Here is a 17,088-nt window from a genome sequence, read left to right on the forward strand (position 1 = left end):
CACCGGCCCATGCAGGCCAACGCCGTTCGACAGTTCAGAACGGCTGAACGATCGCCAGGATGACGATGAAGGTCACCAGCACCGCGGGTGCCTCGTTGATCAGTCGCAATTGCCGCCCGGTCAGCGTCGGCTTCCCCGCCGCGAGCTTCTTTGCATAGCCGACGGCCCAACCATGATAGCCGCTGAGGATCACCACGAGCAGCAGCTTGAGATGCAGCCAGCCGAGCCCACTGCCGCCCGAGAACAGCCCGAGATTGGCGCCGAGGGTCAAACCGAGCACCCACACCATGACCATCGCAGGCGTCAGGATGATGTTGCGGATCTTGGCCTCGCGATCGACCCATTTGGCCGCTTCGGGCGATCCGATCGGGGCCTCCTGATGATACACCAGATAGCGCGGCAGCATGAACAGCCCAGCCATCCAGAAGATCACGAAGATCAGATGCGCAGCCTTGACCCAAGGGTAGGCGTTGCCGAGCATTCCGATCATCGCGCGCTCCGGACGAAATCGAGCAGCTGCTCGACATGGGGGATGGGGGTGTCCTGCAGGATGCCGTGGCCGAGATTGAAGATGTGCGGACGGTCGGCAAACGCGCGCAAGATCCGCGTGGCGGCCTGTTCCATCGACGCGCCTCCGGCGATCAGCACGAGCGGGTCGAGATTGCCCTGCACCGGCAAATCCGCTGGCAGGGTGGCGGCGGCCCATTCGGGGTCGATCGTCTCGTCGAGCCCGAGCGCATCGACACCGGTTTCGCGCGCATAGGCCGGAAGCTTCTCGCCAGCCCCCTTGGGAAAGCCGATGATCGGCACGCCGGGATGCCGCGCGCGAAGCGCCGTGACGATCGCCGCATTGGGCGCGATCACCCAGCGTTCGAACTGGGCAGGGCTGAGGCTGCCCGACCAGCTGTCGAAAAGCTGTACCGCCTCGACCCCGGCCTCGATCTGGCGCGACAGATATTCGACGGTGCAATCGGCGATCGCAGTGATGATCGCGCCGAACGCGGCCGGGTCGCCATACGCGAAACGCCGCGTCTCGCCCTGATCCTTGCTGCCATGTCCCGCGACCATATACGTGGCGACAGTCCACGGGCTCCCCGCAAAGCCAAGAAAGGTGGTCTGTGGCGGCAGTTGCGCTGCGACCAGGCGCACCGTCGCATACACCGGATCGAGCCGCTCAGGCGCCCCCTGGAGGCTCTCCAGCGCATGATCGACGAGCGGAGGTGTCAGTGCCGGTCCTTCGCCCACACCAAAGCTCAGGCCCTGTCCCAGCGCGGAGGGGACCATCAGGATGTCCGAGAAGAGGATCGCGCCGTCGAAGCCGAAACGCCGGATCGGTTGGATCGTCACCTCGGCCGCCGCTTCGCTGTCGTTGACGAGCGCGAGGAAGCCACCCTTCTCGGCCCGGAGCGCGCGATATTCAGGCAGATACCGGCCTGCCTGGCGCATCAGCCAGATCGGCGGGGTGGAAGCACGCTCACCCTTGAGCGTGGCGAGCAACGGCTTGTTCTGTGTCAGCACGATCGGTCTTTCCTCACCCTACTTCTATAAGAATCTAGAATCTTAAAAGGTTGAAGTGGTTGTTGGTACGTTGATAACGGGGCTTATGCCGCCATCCCCAAAATGCCAACAGATTGACGTGGCACGATCGACGCGCACGCCTTGAGTCGGCGGGGTCATCCCCATTATCCACAGGCTGTGGGGGGAACCCAGGGGTGTTTGCGCGATTGTGGATAGCGGATGGGTTATGCACCGCGGTCGCCCGACTTTGCGGACGGGCAAAGTTGCGCTAGCGCTTGCCCGCATGTTGTCCACAGTTTCGCCCCGCACCGCTCGTTGATGCGCCTGCATCTCCATCTCCTGTCGGATTCGACCGGCGAAACGCTCGAAAACATCGCCAAGGCCGCTCTCGCGCAATATGACGATGTCGAGACGATCCGCCACTTCTGGCCGATGGTGCGGACCGAGGCGCATCTCGAGCGGATCCTGCAGGAAATCTCGCAAAATCCGGGGCTGGTGCTGTTCACGCTGGTCAACAGCGAGACCCGCCGCACACTCGAATCGCGCTGTCGCACGCTGGGGTTGCCCGCGGTCGCGCCGCTCGATGCGGTGACCGGCGCTTTGTCGGGACTGCTCGGCCAGGCGGCGAAGGCGCGACCGGGGCGGCAGCATGTGCTCGACGCGGCCTATTTCGCGCGCGTCGACGCGATCCAGTTCACCATCGCGCATGATGACGGCATCCTCGCGGAGGATTGGGAAGAGGCCGATATCCTGCTCGCCGGCGTGTCGCGCTCGTCGAAGACACCGACGTCCATCTATCTCGCCAATCGCGGGTTCAAGACCGCGAACATCCCGATCGTTGTCGAAAGCCCGCCGCCGGAAAGCCTCTTCACGCTGAAAAATCCGATCATCGTCGGCCTGACGACGAGCGCCGACCGGCTCATTCAGGTCCGCCGCAACCGCCTTCTGTCGCTCAACGAGCTGACCACCACCGCGTATGTCGATCAGGAATCGGTCACGCGCGAGGTCGCCTATGCGCGGCGGATGTTCGCCGACAATGGCTGGCCGGTGATCGACGTCACGCGACGCTCGATCGAGGAGACCGCGGCCGCGATCATCGCGCTTGTCGGCGAGCGTCGTGGCGACATGAGTGGCGAGCCATGACGCTGGTGCTCGCCTCGCAAAGCGCCTCGCGGCGCGCAATGCTGACCGCCGCTGGCGTCCCGTTCGTCGCGGTCTCGGCGGGCGTCGATGAGGAATCGGCGAAGGCGGCGCTGATCGGCGAAGGGCTTGCGGCGCGCGACATGGCCGACGCCCTTGCCGAGCTCAAGGCAATCAAGGTGTCGTCGGGCGACGGCCAGGCGCTCGTGCTGGGCAGCGACTCGATCGTCGCGCTCGAGGACGGGTCGATGCTCGACAAGCCGCGCGATCGCGCCGAGGCCGCGGCGCATCTGCGCCGTCTGTCGGGCAAGCGCCACGAACTGATCAGCGCGGCGGTGATCGCCGAGGGCGGGCGCCCGGTGTGGCGTGTCGTCGACCGCGCGAAGATGCATGTGCGGCCGCTGTCCGAGGCCTTTATCGAGACCTATCTCGATCTCGAGTGGCCCGCCATTGCCGGCTGTGTCGGCTGCTATCGGATCGAGGGACCGGGCGCGCAGCTGTTCAGCCGGATCGAGGGAAGCCATTTCACCGTGCTCGGCCTGCCCCTGCTGCCGGTGATCGATTATCTGCGGGTGCGGGGAGTGATGCCGTCATGATGCTGGCCGAGGTGATCGGGGATCCGATCGCGCATTCCAAGTCGGCGCTGATCCACGGCTTCTGGATCGAGCGGCTCTCGCTCGATGCCGAATACCGGCTATGCGAGGTCAAACCCGACGGGCTCGGCGCCTATATCGCCGCGCGCACGGCCGATCCCGCCTGGCGCGGGTGCAACGTCACGATTCCCCACAAGCTCGCGATCTTCGATCATGTCGCCGATCCGGGCGGTGTCCGCGCCACGATCGGCGCGGCCAATACGGTGTTCCGTGGCGAGGATCGTGCAGTGATCCTGACCAACACCGATGCCGCCGGATTCTATGCGCCGATCAACCAGCTCGACCTCACCGGGGCGCCGGTCGTGGTGGTCGGGGCAGGCGGCGCGGCGCGTGCGGTGTTGTTCGCGCTCGCCCGACTCGGCGTTGGTCCGGTGACGATCCTCAACCGCAACGTGCTCAAGGCGGCCGCCTTGCTGTCGTCGTTCGGGTTGAAGGGCAAGGCGCTGCCGCTCGACGCGACGCTGCCGCCCGCCGCCTTGCTGGTCAATGCAAGCGCGCTCGGCATGGTCGGGCAACCGCCGCTCGCGCTCGATCTGACGCCATTGCCGCAGGATGCCGTGGTCTATGATGTCGTTTATGCGCCGCTCGAGACGGCGCTGCTCGCCGCCGCGCGCGAGCGCGAGCTCGATACCGTCGATGGGCTCGACATGCTGATCGGCCAGGCGGCGCTCGCGTTCGAATTGTTCTTCGGCGTCGCTCCGCCGCGCGACGAAGCGAGCGACGACGAGCTCCGCGCGCTGCTGACCGCATGACGCCCGCGCGGCCGATCACGCTCGGCCTGACGGGCTCGATCGGGATGGGCAAATCGACCGTCGCGGCGATGTTTGCAGAGGCCGGGGTGCCGGTGTTCGATGCCGATGCCGCGGTCCATGCATTGCAAGGTCCGGGCGGGCGTGTCGTTTCGGCGATCGAGGCCGCCTTTCCCGGCACGACCGGGCCTAACGGCGTCGATCGCGCCATGCTCGGCGCGCGCGTCCTGGGCGATCCCGCGGCGCTCGCGCGGCTCGAGGCAATCGTCCATCCCGCGGTCGGCGAGGAGCGCGCCGCCTTCCTCGCGCGCCACGCGACGGCGCCGATCGTGCTGTTCGACGTGCCGCTGCTGTTCGAGACCGGGGGCGAGTCGCGAGTCGATCGCGTCGTCGTCGTATCGGGGGCGCCCGCGGTACAGCAAGCGCGGGTGCTCGCGCGGCCGGGCATGACCCCCGCCAAACTCGACGCGATTCTCGCCAGGCAATTGCCGGACGCGGAAAAAGTCGCACGCGCCGACCATGTCGTGCCGACCGGCGGGTCGCTGGATACGACGCGCCGTGCGGTCGCTGCCATCATCGCTTGCCTCGAAGGGCGCGAGACCCCACTATCATAGTCTTATGCGTGAGATCGTTTTCGACACCGAGACCACAGGCTTCAGCTTCGCCGATGGCGATCGCATGGTCGAGATCGGCTGTCTCGAGATGGTCAACAAGGTCGAGACGGGGCGCACTTTCCACGCCTATTTCCACCCCGAGCGCACGATGCCGGCCGAGGCGCAGCGCGTCCACGGGCTGAGCGACGCGTTCCTCGCCGACAAGCCGCTGTTCGTGCAACGGGTCGAGGATCTGCTCGATTTCATCGGTGACAGCCCGCTCGTTGCGCACAATGCGAGCTTCGATTTCGGCTTTCTCAACGGCGAACTGCAACGTTGCGGCCGGGCAACCGTCGGGTTGGACCGCATGGTCGATACCGTCGCGATGGCACGCATGCGGCATCCCGGCACGAAGCACAGCCTCGATGCGTTGTGTAACCGCTACGGCATCGATCGCAGCCATCGCACCGTCCACGGCGCGCTGCTCGACGCGCAATTGCTGTCGCAAGTCTATGTCGAGCTGACCGGTGGACGCCAGATCGGGCTCGGCCTGGTCAGCGACGTCGTCGCGGACACCGCGCCAAGCACGCTGATCGTCGCGACCGTCGTTCGCCCACCCCGCATCTTTGCGGTCGCCGAGGCGGACCGGGCGCGTCACACCGCCTTTCTCAAGACTGTGGTCAACCCGTTATGGGGGAGCGATCCGGCCATGGCGTGAGCTGAGTTTGGGGGGTCGAGGCGCCCGACAGGCGTCATCTACCGCCGGTGATCGTCATAGCGACGCTGGCCTATGTAAGGAGAATGCTCATGGATATTCGGGTTTCCGGCCATCAGGTCGAAACGGGCGAGGCGCTCAGGACCCATGTCGACGAGCGACTCCAGGGCATCGCCACCAAATATTTCGCGCGCGCCATCTCGGCCCAGGTCACTTTCGGCAAGGGCCCGCACGACAATCGCTTCACCGCCGACATCGTCGCGCATGTCATGCAGGGCCTGATCCTCAAGGCGCATGGCGATGCCGCCGACGCGCATCTCGCCTTCGATGCCGCTGCCGCCAAGATCGAGAAGCAGCTGCGGCGCTACATGCGCCGGCTCAAGGATCGCAACGCCGGCGTGGCGAGCGCTGCGGCCGCGCAGGCGGCGGATGCCGATAATGCCGGCTATACGCTGTTCCAGGAAAGCACCTCCGAAGAGGAAGTCGAGGACTTCCCGCTGATCGTCGCCGAAACGCGCGTCGACGTGCCCGATGCCTCGGTCTCCGATGCGGTGATGATGCTCGATCTGCGCAACACCGCGGCCTTGCTGTTCCGCAACAGCGTCTCGGGCACCTACAACATGGTGTATCGCCGCGGCGACGGGACGATCGGTTGGGTCGAGCCGCAACGCGAATCCTGACCTGTTGCTGCGAACGGCAGAGGCGGGGCCCGAGGGTCGCGCTTTCGCCGCTCGCCAATCGGCGCTATGGGCTCGCGCACAGCATCCGCTCTGGGCGGGCTCAAGGACTGTCATGACCGATCTGCACGATATCCTCGCGCCCGACGCGGTGCTTGAGCGCGTCAGCGCCGGCACGCGTAAGGCGCTGTTTCAACAGCTCGCCGCCGCCGCCGCGAGCGTCTATGGCGTCGATGCGTCCGCTGTCGCCGAGGTGGTCACGGCGCGCGAGAAGCTGGGCTCGACCGGGTTCGGCGGTGGCGTGGCGACGCCGCATGGCAAGCTGCGCGGGCTCGACCGGGTGCGCGGCGTGTTCGCGCGATTGGTCCAGCCGATCGACTTCGACTCGGTCGACGACATGCCGGTCGACATCGTCTTCCTGCTGCTGTCGCCGCCCGACGCGGGCGCGACGCACCTCAAGGCGCTCGCGCTCGTCTCGCGCGCGCTGCGCGATCAGGCGTTCGTTGCGAAGCTGCGCGGCGCCGGGTCGCGCGATGCGCTCGTTGCCCTGCTTATTGCCGATCAGGCGCGCGATGCCGCATAACGACCGCGTTGTTCCGGCGGGCGAGCAGGCGCATTTCCGCGCGCTCGAAGCGCTTTATGCCGCGGCGCCGATCAATCGGCTGTTCGAATCGACACTCGAGATTCCCGAGGCGGGGCTGGCGCGGATCCACTTCACGATCGACGAACGCTTCTTCCATGCCGCGGGCGCCGCGCACGGCACGAGCTATTTCAAGATGCTCGACGATGCCGCCTTCTATGCCGCGAACAGTCTGGTGACCGACCGTTTCCTGCTGACCACCGCGTATAATTTGCTGCTGACCAAGCCGCTGCGCGCTGGCCCGGTGGTCGCCGAAGGGCGCTGGGTCTCGGGCCATCGGCGAGTGTTCGTCGCCGAGGCACGGCTGATCGACGCGGTGGGCGATGAAGCGGCACGCGGGACGGGAACGTTCATGCGCTCGCAGATCGCGCTTGCTGGCTTGCCCGGGTATCGCTCGGCGTGAGCGCTACGCTCGCGACGGGGATTCTCGTTTCAGCGCTGCTGAAGCGCGTCAACGATGCCGGCGGGATGGCAATGGTGCGTGCCAAGGGCGACGCGGATTCGGGCGGTATCCTTTTGATATTGCAGCATGGAAACACGCCGAAACGGATGATCGAGCGGGCGCTTGGCGCTGCCGGGAAGCCCGCTTTGATAGCGAGCGGTCCGGCGGACGCAGCCGATCAGGCCGAATGCGACGGCTATTGGCGCCGACGCCGCGATCGCGATCCGGATCTGTGGGTAATCGAACTGGACATCGCATCGGCAGAACGATTCGCCGCAGAAACAATCCTCGGCGATTGACCGCAGGCGGTCGCGCGGGGATACGCACAGCTCTTAGTCAGGGCGTTGTGTCGTGCCGGGTGCGATCCGGAATGATTACGCAGTCGGGGGGCTGTCCGGTGGGGCGACATATGTCGACCCTATCCGCGCACCAACCGCATTTTAGTCGTTTTCATGTCGTTTTCGAATCGCGTCGCATCCATCGTGACGCTGACCTTTACCGTCGCTGCTCTCATCGGCTTCGGAACACCTGGCTTCGCTCAGGAAATCAATCGTGCTATCAACGTGCCTACCGCACTTTCGGTTCCGCAGACGCCGCACATGATGCCGGCGATCGCAACCACCCAGTCGACCGATCCCGTAACCGCCACGCTGCCCGAGTCCGATGCCGAGCAGGACGGCGATACCGTTGCTTATGGTACGCTCGACGCAGCGGTGGCGGCCCAGCCTGGCCCCGAAGCGATGAACGACGAGCTTCAGTGCATGGCCGGCGCAATCTATTTCGAAGCCAAGGGCGAACCGCTGAGCGGTCAGCTCGCCGTCGCCGAAGTGATCCTCAACCGTTCGAAGTCGGGCCGCTTTCCCAAGGGTGTGTGCTCGGTCGTGACCCAGCCCGGGCAATTCTCCTTCGTGCGCGGCGGGCATGTCCCCGATATCGCGCCGAACAAGCAATACCGCACCGCGGTCGCCGTTGCGCGCGTTGCGCTTGCCGACGCGTGGGATAGCCCCGCGTCGGACGCCATGTATTTCCATGCGCGCCGTTCCGCGCCGGGCTGGCATCGCGTCCAGGTTGCAGCGATCGGCAACCATCTTTTCTATCGCTGAGCGACGCGCGTCCTCTTGGACGCGTTCGTGAAATGTTCTAGGATCGGGTGATGCTACGCACCTCCGATCCTATCATAGCGTCCGACGACGCCTGTGCCGATTTCCCCGGTTCGCCGTTATGCGCAGCCGATGTCGCGCGCGGGACGACACGGATGTTGCTGCGTCACGATCTGATCGCGATGGCCGAAGTGCCGCTCGACGGTAATCGTCGTGCCGACCTGATGGCGATTGATGCGCGGGGTCAAATCGTCATCGTCGAGATCAAGGTCTCGCGCGCGGATCTGCTCGGCGACGGAAAGTGGACCGATTATCTCGGCTGTTGCGACCGCTATTATTGGGCCGTTCCAGCGGGCTTCGACGCTTCGCCGCTCGACGGGGCGGCCTTCTTGCCCGAGCGTACCGGGATCATCGTTGCGGATCGCTACGACGCGGCGGTGATCCGCGACGCGCACACCGAACCATTGTCTGCTGCAACCCGAAAGCGCGTCACGCTTGCGTTCGGACGGCGGGCAGGGCGCAGGCTGATCGCGCTCACCGATCCGGAAGCGCAAATCGTTCCGTAATCACCGGCGCGAGTGTTCCACGTGGAGCAGTGTCAGAGCTTCGGCCCCGACACCGCTTTGCGCGCCTTTTTGGGATTCGCTTCAATCATCTGCGCGATGCTCGGCGACCGCTTGTCCTGCGTGGCATAATCGCGCGCGGAAAATCCCTGGAGGTGATCGGCCTGATCAGGGTCGGCCCCGAGATCGAGCAGATCGCGCACGAGTGTCTGGTCGCGGCGTTGAACTGCGATAATCAACGGCGTTTCGCCACTCGCATTGGCGAGGTTGACGTTACCGCCGCTCTTGGCAAGCGCATCGACCATTTCCTTGCGACCGAGCCGGGTTGCCAGCATCATCGCCGTCTCGCCCTTGTCGTCGCGGAGATTGGCGTCAGCGCCCTTCGACAGCAGATACGATACATACGCCATGTCGCCCCGTCGAACCACGATATGCAGCGCGCCCTCGCCACTCGTACGATCGCGGGTGTTGATCATCGTGACACCGGGCTTTTCGAGCGCGGCGATGACCTCGTCATTCTTGGCATCCTTGACCGACTGGAGAAACTTATACCCCGCCGACTGGCCGATCTGTGAGGCAATGGGTGTGGGAACGAGCGCCAGTGCGCTGGTGGCCAGCAGGGTGAGGGCGAGCGTAGCGGTACGAAGGGTCATCGAGAGGATCCTGGCTGAGTCGAACGACACGATCGGGAAGAAGCTCAAAAGCTTGCGTGAATCGGCCTAACAGATCATGGCTGACGGCGCTATGAACCAGATTGCCCGCACGCTGGGTGCGCTGTTGCTGACCGTATCTACGGTTGGTTGCAGCGGCTCGGCCCCACCGACCCGCGCGCCGCTCGACGGTGTCAGGATCGGCGGTCCGTTTCGCCTGATCGACCAGAATGGAAAGGCGCGCAGCGACCGCGATTTCGCCGGCCGCTATCGCATCATGTATTTCGGCTACACCTTTTGTCCCGATGTGTGTCCCACCGACCTCCAGACGATCGGTGCCGGCCTGCGCCTGTTCGAAGCGCAGGATGCGAAGCGCGCGGCGGAAGTGGTGCCGATCTTCGTCACCGTTGACCCGAAGCGCGATACGCCCGCGGTCCTCAATGCCTATGCCGCCGCCTTCCATCCGCGCATGATCGGCCTGACCGGTTCGCCCGCGGCGATTGCTGCGGCGGCCAAAGCGTACGGGGTGACCGCCGATGTCGAAAAGCCGAATGCCGAGGGTGGGTATCTCGTTGCCCATAGCCGTTTCGCGATCCTGATGGACCCGGCGGGCAAGCCCGTCGTTCTGCTTCCTGCAGACAAGACCCCGCGTGATGTCGCGGCAGAGCTCGACCGGTGGGTGAAATGAGCGGAAAATTCTGGGAAGAACCGATCGACACGCTCGATCGCGGCCAATGGGAAGCGTTGTGCGACGGCTGCGGCAAATGCTGCGTCCACAAGCTCGAGGACGAGGAGACGGGCGAACTGTTGCCGACCAACGTCTCGTGCCGCCTACTCGACCGCGCGACCGCGCAATGTTCGAACTACAAGCATCGCCACACGTATGTCAGCGAGTGCGTGCGGCTCAGCCGCGACAATGTCCGGACGATCGACTGGCTGCCGGCAACCTGCGCCTATCGGCTCCGCGCTGCCGACGAGCCGCTGCATGACTGGCATTATCTCGTCTCGGGTGACCGAGAGTCGGTGCATCGCGCCGGGCAATCGGTGCGCGGCTGGACGATCTCCGAAGACGATGCCGGCGAGCTCGAATATCATCTGGTCGATCGGGAATTGTGACCGCGGCGATCGAGGTCGTTCGCAACGCGCGCGCGCGCCGGGCACGGCTGTCGGTCGACAGCGCCACCGGCCGTGTCCGCCTTGTCCTTCCGCCGCGCGCGCCGCTCAAGAAGGCGCTTGCGTGGGCGGAGGAGAAGGCCGGCTGGATCGCCGAACAGCGCGCGCGATTGCCGCAGGCGCAACCCTTCGCGCCCGGCGGCAGGATCCCGTTCGGCGACGGTGCGCTGACAATCGAGTGGGATCCGGCAGCACCGCGAACCGTCAAGCGCGACGGCGAGCAGCTGCTCTGTGGCGGCCCGCTCGACGGCCTGTCGCGCCGGATCGCGGCGTGGCTCAAACGCGAGGCATTGCGGATGCTGAGCGACGAAACCGCCGAATTCGCTGCGCGCGCCGGGGTCGTCGTCAGCAAGGTTGCCGTGGGCGATCCCAAGACGCGCTGGGGGAGCTGCGCTTCGTCGGGAACGATCCGCTACAGCTGGCGGCTTATCCTGATGCCCGATTACGTCCGCCGCTCGACGGTTGCGCATGAAGTCGCGCACCGGCTGCATATGGATCACAGCCCCCGTTTCTACCGCGTACTCGACCTGCTCGACGAACGCGATCCCGATGAATCGCGCCGTTGGCTTCGCGCCAACGGCGCCGCACTTCACTGGGTCGGCCGCGAGTCCTGACGATCGTCATAGCGGTCGGGCGGGGTGATCGCAGGCCGGTCGCGCGGAACTCGCGTCGGGGCTGGGGCCGGGCGGGGGGCGTCGCGCCCCAGAACATGGTCGAGCCAGCCCTGGTCGAGCTTCTGCGTATCGTCCGGGCGCTCCTGCGCCGGCTGCGAGTCCGCGCCGCGCGCGATGCGCGGATCGGCGCTCCGCGGCGCAATCGGGTTGCCGTCGGCATCGACCTGCTGCTCGGCCTGGGGCGCACGGCCCGACTCGACCGGGTTGCCGTTTTCGTCGACGAACAGACCGTTATCGGCCTCGCCGAAATACGATTCCTGGTCGGGTTCGAGCTGGAATTCGGGCAGCGTCACCTTGGTGTCGAACTGCTCGACCGGGCGCCTGGCGACCGCGCTGCGCATGAACGCGGCGAACGCCTTGGCCGGGGCGGTGCCGCCGTGGAGCCCTGCGATCGGCTTGGCGTCGTCGCGGCCCATCCACACGCCGGTGGTAAGGCCGCTCGAGAAGCCGAGGAACCAGCCGTCCTTGCTCGATGTCGTCGTGCCGGTCTTGCCCGCGACCGGCCGGCCGATCTGCGCGGCCTTGCCGGTGCCGGTATTGACCGTGGTCTGTAGCAAATCGGTCATCTCGGCCGCGACATAGGGCGCAACGAGGACATGGCTGGTGTCGACCGATTGCGCATAGATCGTCTCACCCGATGCGGTCACCTTGGTGATGCCATAGGGTGTGACGGCGACACCCTTGTTGCCGACGCTGGCAAAGGCGCGCGTCATGTCGATCAGTCGCACTTCAGAGGTGCCGAGCACCATCGAGGGATGCGTATTGACCTTGGTGGTGATGCCGAAGCGCCGCGCCATGTCGGCGACGGTCGCGAAGCCGACTTCCTGGCCGAGCTTGGCCGCGACAGTGTTGAGCGAGTACGCAAACGCCGTACGCAGGCTTACCGCACCGCTGTTGCGCCGCGAATCGTTGCGCGGGCTCCAGCCGTCGATCGTCACCGGCTCGTCGACGATCGAGTCCTCGGGCTTGTGGCCCGCCTCGAGCGCCGCGAGATACACGAACAGCTTGAACGCCGAGCCCGGCTGGCGGATCGCCTGGGTCGCGCGGTTGTAGATCGAGCTGACATAGTCGGTCCCACCGACCATGGCGCGGACTGCACCGTCGCGGTCGATCGCCACCAGCGCACCTTGCGCGCCGCGCGGAGCATTCTGCTGGATCGCGGCATCGGCGGCACGCTGCATGTTGAGATCGAGCGTCGTCCACACTTCGAGCGGACGCTGCGTCTCGTCGATCAACATTTCGAGCTGCGGCAGCGCCCAGTCGGTGAAGTAGCGTACGCTGTTCTGCCGCGCCTCGGGGACGAAAGCGATCTTGTCGATCTGCGCCGCGTCGGCCTCGGACGGCGTGATCGCGCCGGTCTCCTGCATCAGCTTGAGCACGACGCCGGCGCGTCCGCGTGCGGCGTCGATATCGGCGGTCGGCGAGTAATTGGAGGGTGCCTTGACCAGTCCGGCGATCACCGCAGCCTCGGTCAGGCTGAGATGATCGGCGCCGTGACCGAAGAATTTGCGCGATGCTGCATCGATTCCGTAGGCGCCGCCGCCGAAATAGACCTTGTTGAGGTAGAGTTCGAGGACTTCGTCCTTGCTGAACTTGCGCTCGAGTGCGAGCGCGATGATGCCTTCGCGGACCTTGCGGCCCCACTGCTTGTTCGAATTGAGGAAGATATTGCGCGCGAGCTGCTGCGTGATCGTCGATCCGCCCTGCCGCCAATGGCCGCGTTCGAAGCGCACCTGGACCGAGCGCACCATGCCGATCGGATCGACGCCGATATGCGATCGGAATCGGCGATCCTCCACCGAGATCATCGCATCGCGCATCACCTTCGGGATGCGATCGTACGATAGCCATTCGCCAAAGCTCGGCCCCATCGAGACGATCACCGTGCCATCGGCGGCATGGACGCGGATCATCTGGCCGTTGGGCGACGATTTCAACGCGTCGAACGTCGGCAGCTGGCCTTCGGACACATAGACGGTGATCGCGAGCACGGCGGCCGCGAGGACAGCAAGCCCCGCGCCGATCTGCAGGACGAAGACGCTCCAGCGGCGCCAGGCGGGCGCGCGTTTGGAGCGTGGCGAAGGAGCGGAGGAGCGTGCCATGAAGCAGCGTAGCGTTAGGCTTTGCCGGACACTCCGACAAGCCGTAGCCGGCTAGGTCAGTCCTTCGTTTCGTCGCTGCCCACGCTCTCCCGGCCGCGAAAGTCGAGGCTGAGCGAGTTCATGCAATAGCGCAGGCCGGTCGGCGGCGGGCCATCGGGGAAGACATGGCCGAGATGACCGTCGCAACGCGCACAGCGCGCCTCGGTGCGGACCATGCCGTGGCTGACATCGCTATGCTCGACGACACGCTCTAACGAGATCGGCTGGGTGAAGCTCGGCCAGCCCGACCCCGAATCATATTTGTCGGCCGAATCGAACAAGGGCAGCGCACATCCGCCGCAGCGATAGATGCCATCCGCCTTGTTATTGTCGTAACGCCCGGAAAAGGCGCGCTCCGTGCCGGCTTCGCGCAGCACGTGATAGGCCTCCGGGCTCAATTTCTTGCGCCACTCGGTCTCGGACAGGGTGATGTGATCCATGGCGATATTTTCCAATTAGCGAGGCGTCCGGTCAAGCCGGGAATGGCCGATCCGGGTCAAGGATGCGATAATCTCGATCAGTCCCGGGACCTGCCGCAGCAGCGGAAGCGCGAGCCCGGTGAGGGTCGGGCGTTCGGCGGCATCACGGACGAGTCCGGCGAGACGAATCGGTCGGGCGGTGGCGCGCGCAAATCCCTGCTGGAAGCCGGGGGCAGCCGCCGCACCGCCTTCTAGATAGGCATGGCCTGCGCGAATGCCACTGGCGATCGCGATCCCCATGCCTTCGCCCGCGAGCGACGGAATGACGCCAGCCTGGTCACCAAGCCGGAACAGTCCGGGCGCGCCGTGCAAAGCGCGCCAACCGTAGGGCACGTTGGCGATCGCATCGATCGCCTCGTCGCCGCTGCGATAGGCGAAGCGGTCACCGAGCCGCGGATGTTCGCGGCCCAGCTGGTCGAGCAGGGCGGAGGGGCTGCCGGCTTCGATCAACGCCGAGCGGTGGACGGCGAGGCAGCAATTCGCGCTGCCATCCTCCTGCCGGACGATTCCGACATAGCCGCGATCGAACAGATGGAGTTCGATCGACTCGCCGATCAGCGCGTCGAGCCCGGGCGCCGCGGGAATGCGCACGCGCAGGCCGAGCACAGGATCGCTGCCGCGCGCGTCGGCGGGGCGAGCGGCGCCGCGGACGTCATGCTTGCCGCTCGCCAGGAACAGCGTGTCGGCGGCAAGATCCGCACCATCGTCGAGCCGCGCCGTCAGGCCATCCACGCCGCGCACGGTCACGCCGCGCTCGACCGCAGACCCCGCTTCGATCGCGCGTGCGAGCAGCACGGTGTCGAGCAGGTGCCGCGACACGCCATGCGCCGGGCGCGGCAGCCGTGTCTCGACGACGCGGTCGCCCGAAAGCACCCGCACCGTGGTCACGCGCGCGGGGCCGAGCGCGTCGGGCGCAACGCCGAGCCGGGCGAGCGACTCGAGCGTGCGCCAGCTGAGGAAGCCACCACAGATCGCATCGCCCGTCTCGCGGCTTCGCTCGACCAGCAAATGCGGTGCGCCGGCGCGCGCGAGGACGATCGCGGCGCTCGCGCCCGCGGGCCCGCCGCCGAGGATCAGCGCAGCTGTTCGACGCATAACCGGAACGGGAAGGTGCGATAGACGCGCGCAGAGACGCCAGCTTCGGCGAGGATCGGGGGCCATTCGGCGGGGCGATACGAGCGAGCGATCGACAGTGTGCCGTCGTGCCGCACGATCGGGTGCCAGCGCGCGAGCGTCGCGAGCAACGGGAAGCCGCGATGGGCGAAGCCGTGCCGGTGGAGATCGTTGACCAGCCACCCGCGCGCGCTTTCCGCCGCCATGAAGCGCAGGAAGGCGATCAGCTGGTCATGGTCCATATGATGCGCGACGAGATTCGACACAACGAAATCCCAACCTTGCCCGGCAAGATCGGCATAGTCGCCGGTGACGTAGCGAATGGGCAAGTCGGCGGGCGTGTGCGCGGTGGCGGCGCGCGCGCTGCGGGGGTTGAGATCGACTCCAACCAGCTCGGCGTCGATCCCGCGCCGCGCCGCCCAGTGCGCGATGCGGCGCAGCATGTCGCCATCGCCGAACCCGACGTCGAGCAGCTTGAAGCGCTTCCGTCCCACCGTCCCGCGCCGCAGGAAATCGAGCGTCGGGCGCGCCGCCATCGTCACGACATTGACCTTCGCGAGATCGCCGACGACCGCGGCATAGGTCTCGGGCGCCAGATCGTCGGCATCCATCAGCTCTTCGGCGATGGCGCGCTGCTCGAGCGTCACGCGGCGCTCCGAAAGCCGAAACCCTCGGCGGCGAGCCCGGGGCCGAACGCCAGCGCGACGCCTTCGCGAATCGGTGGCCCGGCAAGCAGGCGGGCGAGCACGAACATCAACGTCGCCGACGACATGTTGCCATTGTCGGCGAGCACGCTGCGCGATGCCGCCAGCGTATCCGCGGGCAGAGCGAGACTGGTCTCGACCGCATCGAGGATCGAACGTCCCCCGGCATGGACCGCCCACCCGTCGATATCGTCTGGTGCGCGACCGCCAGTGGCCGCGGCGGCGAAGGTCGGATCGCCAAGGCCGGCGGCAATGCGCGCCGGAACTTCGCCCGACAAATGCATCGCAAAGCCGCTGTCGGTGATGTCCCAGCGAATCAGCTCGGCCGAATCGGGAAGCGTTGTTGCAAACGGCTGTCCGAGCGCAAAGCCCTGCGGCTCGGCGGTGACCAGCGCCGCCGCCGCACCGTCGCCGAATTGCAGCATCGCGAGCAGCGGTTCGAGTGCGGGCGTGTCCTGAAGGTGCAAAGTCGAGAGTTCGACACAGATGACCAGCACGCGCGAAGCGGGGTCCGAACGCACGATGTGGCGCGCGCTGCGCAACGCAGCGACCGCGGCATAGCAGCCCATGAACCCGACGAGCAGCCGCTCGACCGAGGGATCGAGCCCGAGTCGCGCGGCGACGATCTGGTCGATCCCGGGCGCGACAAATCCGGTGCAACTCGCGACGACGAGGTGGGTGATGCCGTCGAGCGGGACTTGCGCCCGCAGCGCATCGATCGCGGCAAGGCTCAGTGCCGGGGCGAATCGCGCGTAGAGCTGCATCCGCTCGGCGGTGCCGGGCAACAGGTTGCGCGCATAGAAGCCGCCGGCATCGACGGGTGACCCGCCATCGTCGCCGATCGGCAGCACCGACCAGCGATGGCCAATCCCGGCGCGACCCGCCATCCGATCGAAAATCTTGGCCGAACGCGAATCGGGCAAGCGCGCGCGTGCCCATCCGATAAACGCATGATGAATGTCGTGGTCCGGAACGGCGGTGCCGATCGCGGTGATATGAGCGGTGCTAGGCAAGCGAGGCTTTCACAGGGCCGGCGGTACGTCCGGTTCGGGGACAACGCTACGCCAGCCGGTACGATCCGCAAGGGGCCGCAGAATCCGCTTCGCTTAAGGGGGGGACCGTCCGCCACGGCACGGTGTCCCATGCGTGGCGGCGATATCCAGAAAAGTGGTGCGGCCGAGAAGACTCGAACTTCCACGGGCTTTCGCCCACAACGACCTCAACGTTGCGCGTCTACCAGTTCCGCCACGGCCGCACGTAACATCGCCGGGCGAACCCGGCAGCTGGTAGGCGAGCGCCCCTAGCAAAGGCTTTCGGGGAGCGCAACGCCTATCGCATCGATTGCGATCGAGGTAGCAGCGCCG

At 66.3% G+C, this 17,088-nt stretch carries 22 protein-coding genes and 1 tRNA gene; 14 read left to right on the forward strand and 9 right to left on the reverse strand.

Features of this window, described 5'->3' with window-relative positions; translation table 11 throughout:
* Nucleotides 1-34: 34 nt before the first annotated feature.
* Nucleotides 35-490, reverse strand: coding sequence for a CopD family protein (locus ACVWYO_RS09670; protein WP_457350279.1), 456 nt, complete (start codon nt 488-490; stop codon nt 35-37).
* On the reverse strand, nt 487-1,518 hold the full coding sequence (gene hemE, locus ACVWYO_RS09675; RefSeq protein WP_457350281.1) for a uroporphyrinogen decarboxylase: 1,032 nt from the start codon (nt 1,516-1,518) through the stop codon (nt 487-489). Before hemE ends, ACVWYO_RS09670 begins: the two co-directional genes overlap by 4 nt.
* A gap of 318 nt (nt 1,519-1,836) precedes the next feature.
* Here hemE and ACVWYO_RS09680 point away from each other — a divergent pair, with 318 nt between their 5' ends.
* From ACVWYO_RS09680 to ACVWYO_RS09730, 11 genes are all read left to right on the forward strand, one after another.
* Nucleotides 1,837-2,661 carry a pyruvate, water dikinase regulatory protein gene (locus tag ACVWYO_RS09680; RefSeq protein WP_457350283.1) on the forward strand — a complete coding sequence of 275 codons (825 nt, stop codon included), beginning with the start codon at nt 1,837-1,839 and terminating at the stop codon, nt 2,659-2,661.
* Nucleotides 2,658-3,254: a Maf family protein gene (locus ACVWYO_RS09685; RefSeq protein WP_457350285.1), complete on the forward strand. Its 597-nt coding sequence runs from the start codon at nt 2,658-2,660 to the stop codon at nt 3,252-3,254. The genes ACVWYO_RS09680 and ACVWYO_RS09685 overlap by 4 nt, the downstream gene beginning before the upstream one ends.
* Complete coding sequence (locus ACVWYO_RS09690) at nt 3,251-4,063, forward strand: shikimate dehydrogenase family protein (RefSeq protein WP_457350287.1); 813 nt, start codon at nt 3,251-3,253, stop codon at nt 4,061-4,063. The genes ACVWYO_RS09685 and ACVWYO_RS09690 overlap by 4 nt, the downstream gene beginning before the upstream one ends.
* Nucleotides 4,060-4,674: a dephospho-CoA kinase gene (coaE, locus tag ACVWYO_RS09695; RefSeq protein ID WP_457350289.1), complete on the forward strand. Its 615-nt coding sequence runs from the start codon at nt 4,060-4,062 to the stop codon at nt 4,672-4,674. Before ACVWYO_RS09690 ends, coaE begins: the two co-directional genes overlap by 4 nt.
* A 4-nt stretch (nt 4,675-4,678) precedes the next feature.
* Complete coding sequence (dnaQ, locus tag ACVWYO_RS09700) at nt 4,679-5,371, forward strand: DNA polymerase III subunit epsilon (protein WP_457350291.1); 693 nt, start codon at nt 4,679-4,681, stop codon at nt 5,369-5,371.
* Between the two features lie 89 nt (nt 5,372-5,460).
* Nucleotides 5,461-6,048, forward strand: coding sequence for a ribosome hibernation-promoting factor, HPF/YfiA family (gene hpf / locus ACVWYO_RS09705; protein ID WP_457350293.1), 588 nt, complete (start codon nt 5,461-5,463; stop codon nt 6,046-6,048).
* 112 nt (nt 6,049-6,160) lie between these two features.
* Complete coding sequence (locus tag ACVWYO_RS09710; protein ID WP_457350295.1) at nt 6,161-6,628, forward strand: PTS sugar transporter subunit IIA; 468 nt, start codon at nt 6,161-6,163, stop codon at nt 6,626-6,628.
* Nucleotides 6,618-7,088: a PaaI family thioesterase gene (locus tag ACVWYO_RS09715; protein ID WP_457350297.1), complete on the forward strand. Its 471-nt coding sequence runs from the start codon at nt 6,618-6,620 to the stop codon at nt 7,086-7,088. Before ACVWYO_RS09710 ends, ACVWYO_RS09715 begins: the two co-directional genes overlap by 11 nt.
* Entirely contained in the window at nt 7,085-7,426 is a 342-nt protein-coding gene (locus tag ACVWYO_RS09720) for a DUF1491 family protein (RefSeq protein ID WP_457350299.1), read from the forward strand. Before ACVWYO_RS09715 ends, ACVWYO_RS09720 begins: the two co-directional genes overlap by 4 nt.
* A 153-nt stretch (nt 7,427-7,579) precedes the next feature.
* The gene (locus ACVWYO_RS09725; protein WP_457350301.1) at nt 7,580-8,230 is read left to right on the forward strand and encodes a cell wall hydrolase; all 651 of its coding nucleotides are present in this window, start codon (nt 7,580-7,582) and stop codon (nt 8,228-8,230) included.
* A 50-nt stretch (nt 8,231-8,280) separates the two neighbouring features.
* On the forward strand, nt 8,281-8,793 hold the full coding sequence (locus ACVWYO_RS09730) for an MmcB family DNA repair protein (RefSeq protein WP_457350303.1): 513 nt from the start codon (nt 8,281-8,283) through the stop codon (nt 8,791-8,793).
* Between the two features lie 32 nt (nt 8,794-8,825).
* On the opposite strand, the gene ACVWYO_RS09735 is transcribed toward ACVWYO_RS09730, so the two are convergent.
* Nucleotides 8,826-9,443 (reverse strand): ankyrin repeat domain-containing protein, encoded by a 618-nt coding sequence (locus ACVWYO_RS09735; RefSeq protein ID WP_457350305.1) that lies wholly within the window; start codon nt 9,441-9,443, stop codon nt 8,826-8,828.
* 76 nt (nt 9,444-9,519) lie between these two features.
* On the opposite strand from ACVWYO_RS09735, the gene ACVWYO_RS09740 reads away from it, so the two are divergent.
* Genes ACVWYO_RS09740 through ACVWYO_RS09750 form a run of 3 tightly spaced genes read left to right on the forward strand, consistent with a single transcriptional unit; the run spans nt 9,520 to nt 11,227 of the window.
* Nucleotides 9,520-10,128 (forward strand): SCO family protein, encoded by a 609-nt coding sequence (locus ACVWYO_RS09740; protein WP_457350307.1) that lies wholly within the window; start codon nt 9,520-9,522, stop codon nt 10,126-10,128.
* Entirely contained in the window at nt 10,125-10,556 is a 432-nt protein-coding gene (locus ACVWYO_RS09745) for a YcgN family cysteine cluster protein (protein ID WP_457350309.1), read from the forward strand. Before ACVWYO_RS09740 ends, ACVWYO_RS09745 begins: the two co-directional genes overlap by 4 nt.
* Nucleotides 10,553-11,227 (forward strand): M48 family metallopeptidase, encoded by a 675-nt coding sequence (locus ACVWYO_RS09750; protein WP_457350311.1) that lies wholly within the window; start codon nt 10,553-10,555, stop codon nt 11,225-11,227. The genes ACVWYO_RS09745 and ACVWYO_RS09750 overlap by 4 nt, the downstream gene beginning before the upstream one ends.
* Here ACVWYO_RS09750 and ACVWYO_RS09755 read toward each other — a convergent pair.
* The 6 genes from ACVWYO_RS09755 to ACVWYO_RS09780 all read right to left on the reverse strand — a co-directional run bounded on the left by ACVWYO_RS09755 (nt 11,203) and on the right by ACVWYO_RS09780 (nt 16,979).
* Entirely contained in the window at nt 11,203-13,389 is a 2,187-nt protein-coding gene (locus ACVWYO_RS09755; RefSeq protein WP_457350313.1) for a transglycosylase domain-containing protein, read from the reverse strand. The two genes, ACVWYO_RS09750 and ACVWYO_RS09755, sit on opposite strands and share 25 nt — an antisense overlap.
* 56 nt (nt 13,390-13,445) lie before the next feature.
* Entirely contained in the window at nt 13,446-13,868 is a 423-nt protein-coding gene (gene msrB / locus ACVWYO_RS09760; protein ID WP_457350315.1) for a peptide-methionine (R)-S-oxide reductase MsrB, read from the reverse strand.
* Between the two features lie 15 nt (nt 13,869-13,883).
* The gene (locus ACVWYO_RS09765; RefSeq protein WP_457350317.1) at nt 13,884-15,002 is read right to left on the reverse strand and encodes an NAD(P)/FAD-dependent oxidoreductase; all 1,119 of its coding nucleotides are present in this window, start codon (nt 15,000-15,002) and stop codon (nt 13,884-13,886) included.
* Nucleotides 14,981-15,667: a methyltransferase domain-containing protein gene (locus ACVWYO_RS09770; protein ID WP_457350319.1), complete on the reverse strand. Its 687-nt coding sequence runs from the start codon at nt 15,665-15,667 to the stop codon at nt 14,981-14,983. The genes ACVWYO_RS09765 and ACVWYO_RS09770 overlap by 22 nt, the downstream gene beginning before the upstream one ends.
* Nucleotides 15,664-16,737 (reverse strand): type III polyketide synthase, encoded by a 1,074-nt coding sequence (locus tag ACVWYO_RS09775; RefSeq protein WP_457350321.1) that lies wholly within the window; start codon nt 16,735-16,737, stop codon nt 15,664-15,666. Before ACVWYO_RS09775 ends, ACVWYO_RS09770 begins: the two co-directional genes overlap by 4 nt.
* 155 nt (nt 16,738-16,892) lie before the next feature.
* Nucleotides 16,893-16,979 (reverse strand) — tRNA-Leu (locus ACVWYO_RS09780).
* Nucleotides 16,980-17,088 lie beyond the last annotated feature (109 nt).

This window comes from Sphingomonas sp. UYP23, from assembly GCF_054059235.1.

Excerpts from the sequence above, each read along its gene's own strand:
- ACVWYO_RS09765 (WP_457350317.1), bottom strand. The coding sequence starts at position 15,002 with ATGCGTCGAACAGCTGCGCTGATCCTCGGCGGCGGGCCCGCGGGCGCG.
- coaE (WP_457350289.1), top strand. The coding sequence starts at position 4,060 with ATGACGCCCGCGCGGCCGATCACGCTCGGCCTGACGGGCTCGATCGGG.
- ACVWYO_RS09735 (WP_457350305.1), bottom strand. The coding sequence starts at position 9,443 with ATGACCCTTCGTACCGCTACGCTCGCCCTCACCCTGCTGGCCACCAGC.
- dnaQ (WP_457350291.1), top strand. The coding sequence starts at position 4,679 with ATGCGTGAGATCGTTTTCGACACCGAGACCACAGGCTTCAGCTTCGCC.
- ACVWYO_RS09670 (WP_457350279.1), bottom strand. The coding sequence starts at position 490 with ATGATCGGAATGCTCGGCAACGCCTACCCTTGGGTCAAGGCTGCGCAT.
- ACVWYO_RS09680 (WP_457350283.1), top strand. The coding sequence starts at position 1,837 with ATGCGCCTGCATCTCCATCTCCTGTCGGATTCGACCGGCGAAACGCTC.
- ACVWYO_RS09755 (WP_457350313.1), bottom strand. The coding sequence starts at position 13,389 with ATGGCACGCTCCTCCGCTCCTTCGCCACGCTCCAAACGCGCGCCCGCC.
- ACVWYO_RS09685 (WP_457350285.1), top strand. The coding sequence starts at position 2,658 with ATGACGCTGGTGCTCGCCTCGCAAAGCGCCTCGCGGCGCGCAATGCTG.
- ACVWYO_RS09715 (WP_457350297.1), top strand. The coding sequence starts at position 6,618 with ATGCCGCATAACGACCGCGTTGTTCCGGCGGGCGAGCAGGCGCATTTC.
- ACVWYO_RS09745 (WP_457350309.1), top strand. The coding sequence starts at position 10,125 with ATGAGCGGAAAATTCTGGGAAGAACCGATCGACACGCTCGATCGCGGC.
- ACVWYO_RS09740 (WP_457350307.1), top strand. The coding sequence starts at position 9,520 with ATGGCTGACGGCGCTATGAACCAGATTGCCCGCACGCTGGGTGCGCTG.
- ACVWYO_RS09690 (WP_457350287.1), top strand. The coding sequence starts at position 3,251 with ATGATGCTGGCCGAGGTGATCGGGGATCCGATCGCGCATTCCAAGTCG.
- ACVWYO_RS09725 (WP_457350301.1), top strand. The coding sequence starts at position 7,580 with ATGTCGTTTTCGAATCGCGTCGCATCCATCGTGACGCTGACCTTTACC.
- ACVWYO_RS09710 (WP_457350295.1), top strand. The coding sequence starts at position 6,161 with ATGACCGATCTGCACGATATCCTCGCGCCCGACGCGGTGCTTGAGCGC.
- ACVWYO_RS09730 (WP_457350303.1), top strand. The coding sequence starts at position 8,281 with ATGCTACGCACCTCCGATCCTATCATAGCGTCCGACGACGCCTGTGCC.
- msrB (WP_457350315.1), bottom strand. The coding sequence starts at position 13,868 with ATGGATCACATCACCCTGTCCGAGACCGAGTGGCGCAAGAAATTGAGC.
- hpf (WP_457350293.1), top strand. The coding sequence starts at position 5,461 with ATGGATATTCGGGTTTCCGGCCATCAGGTCGAAACGGGCGAGGCGCTC.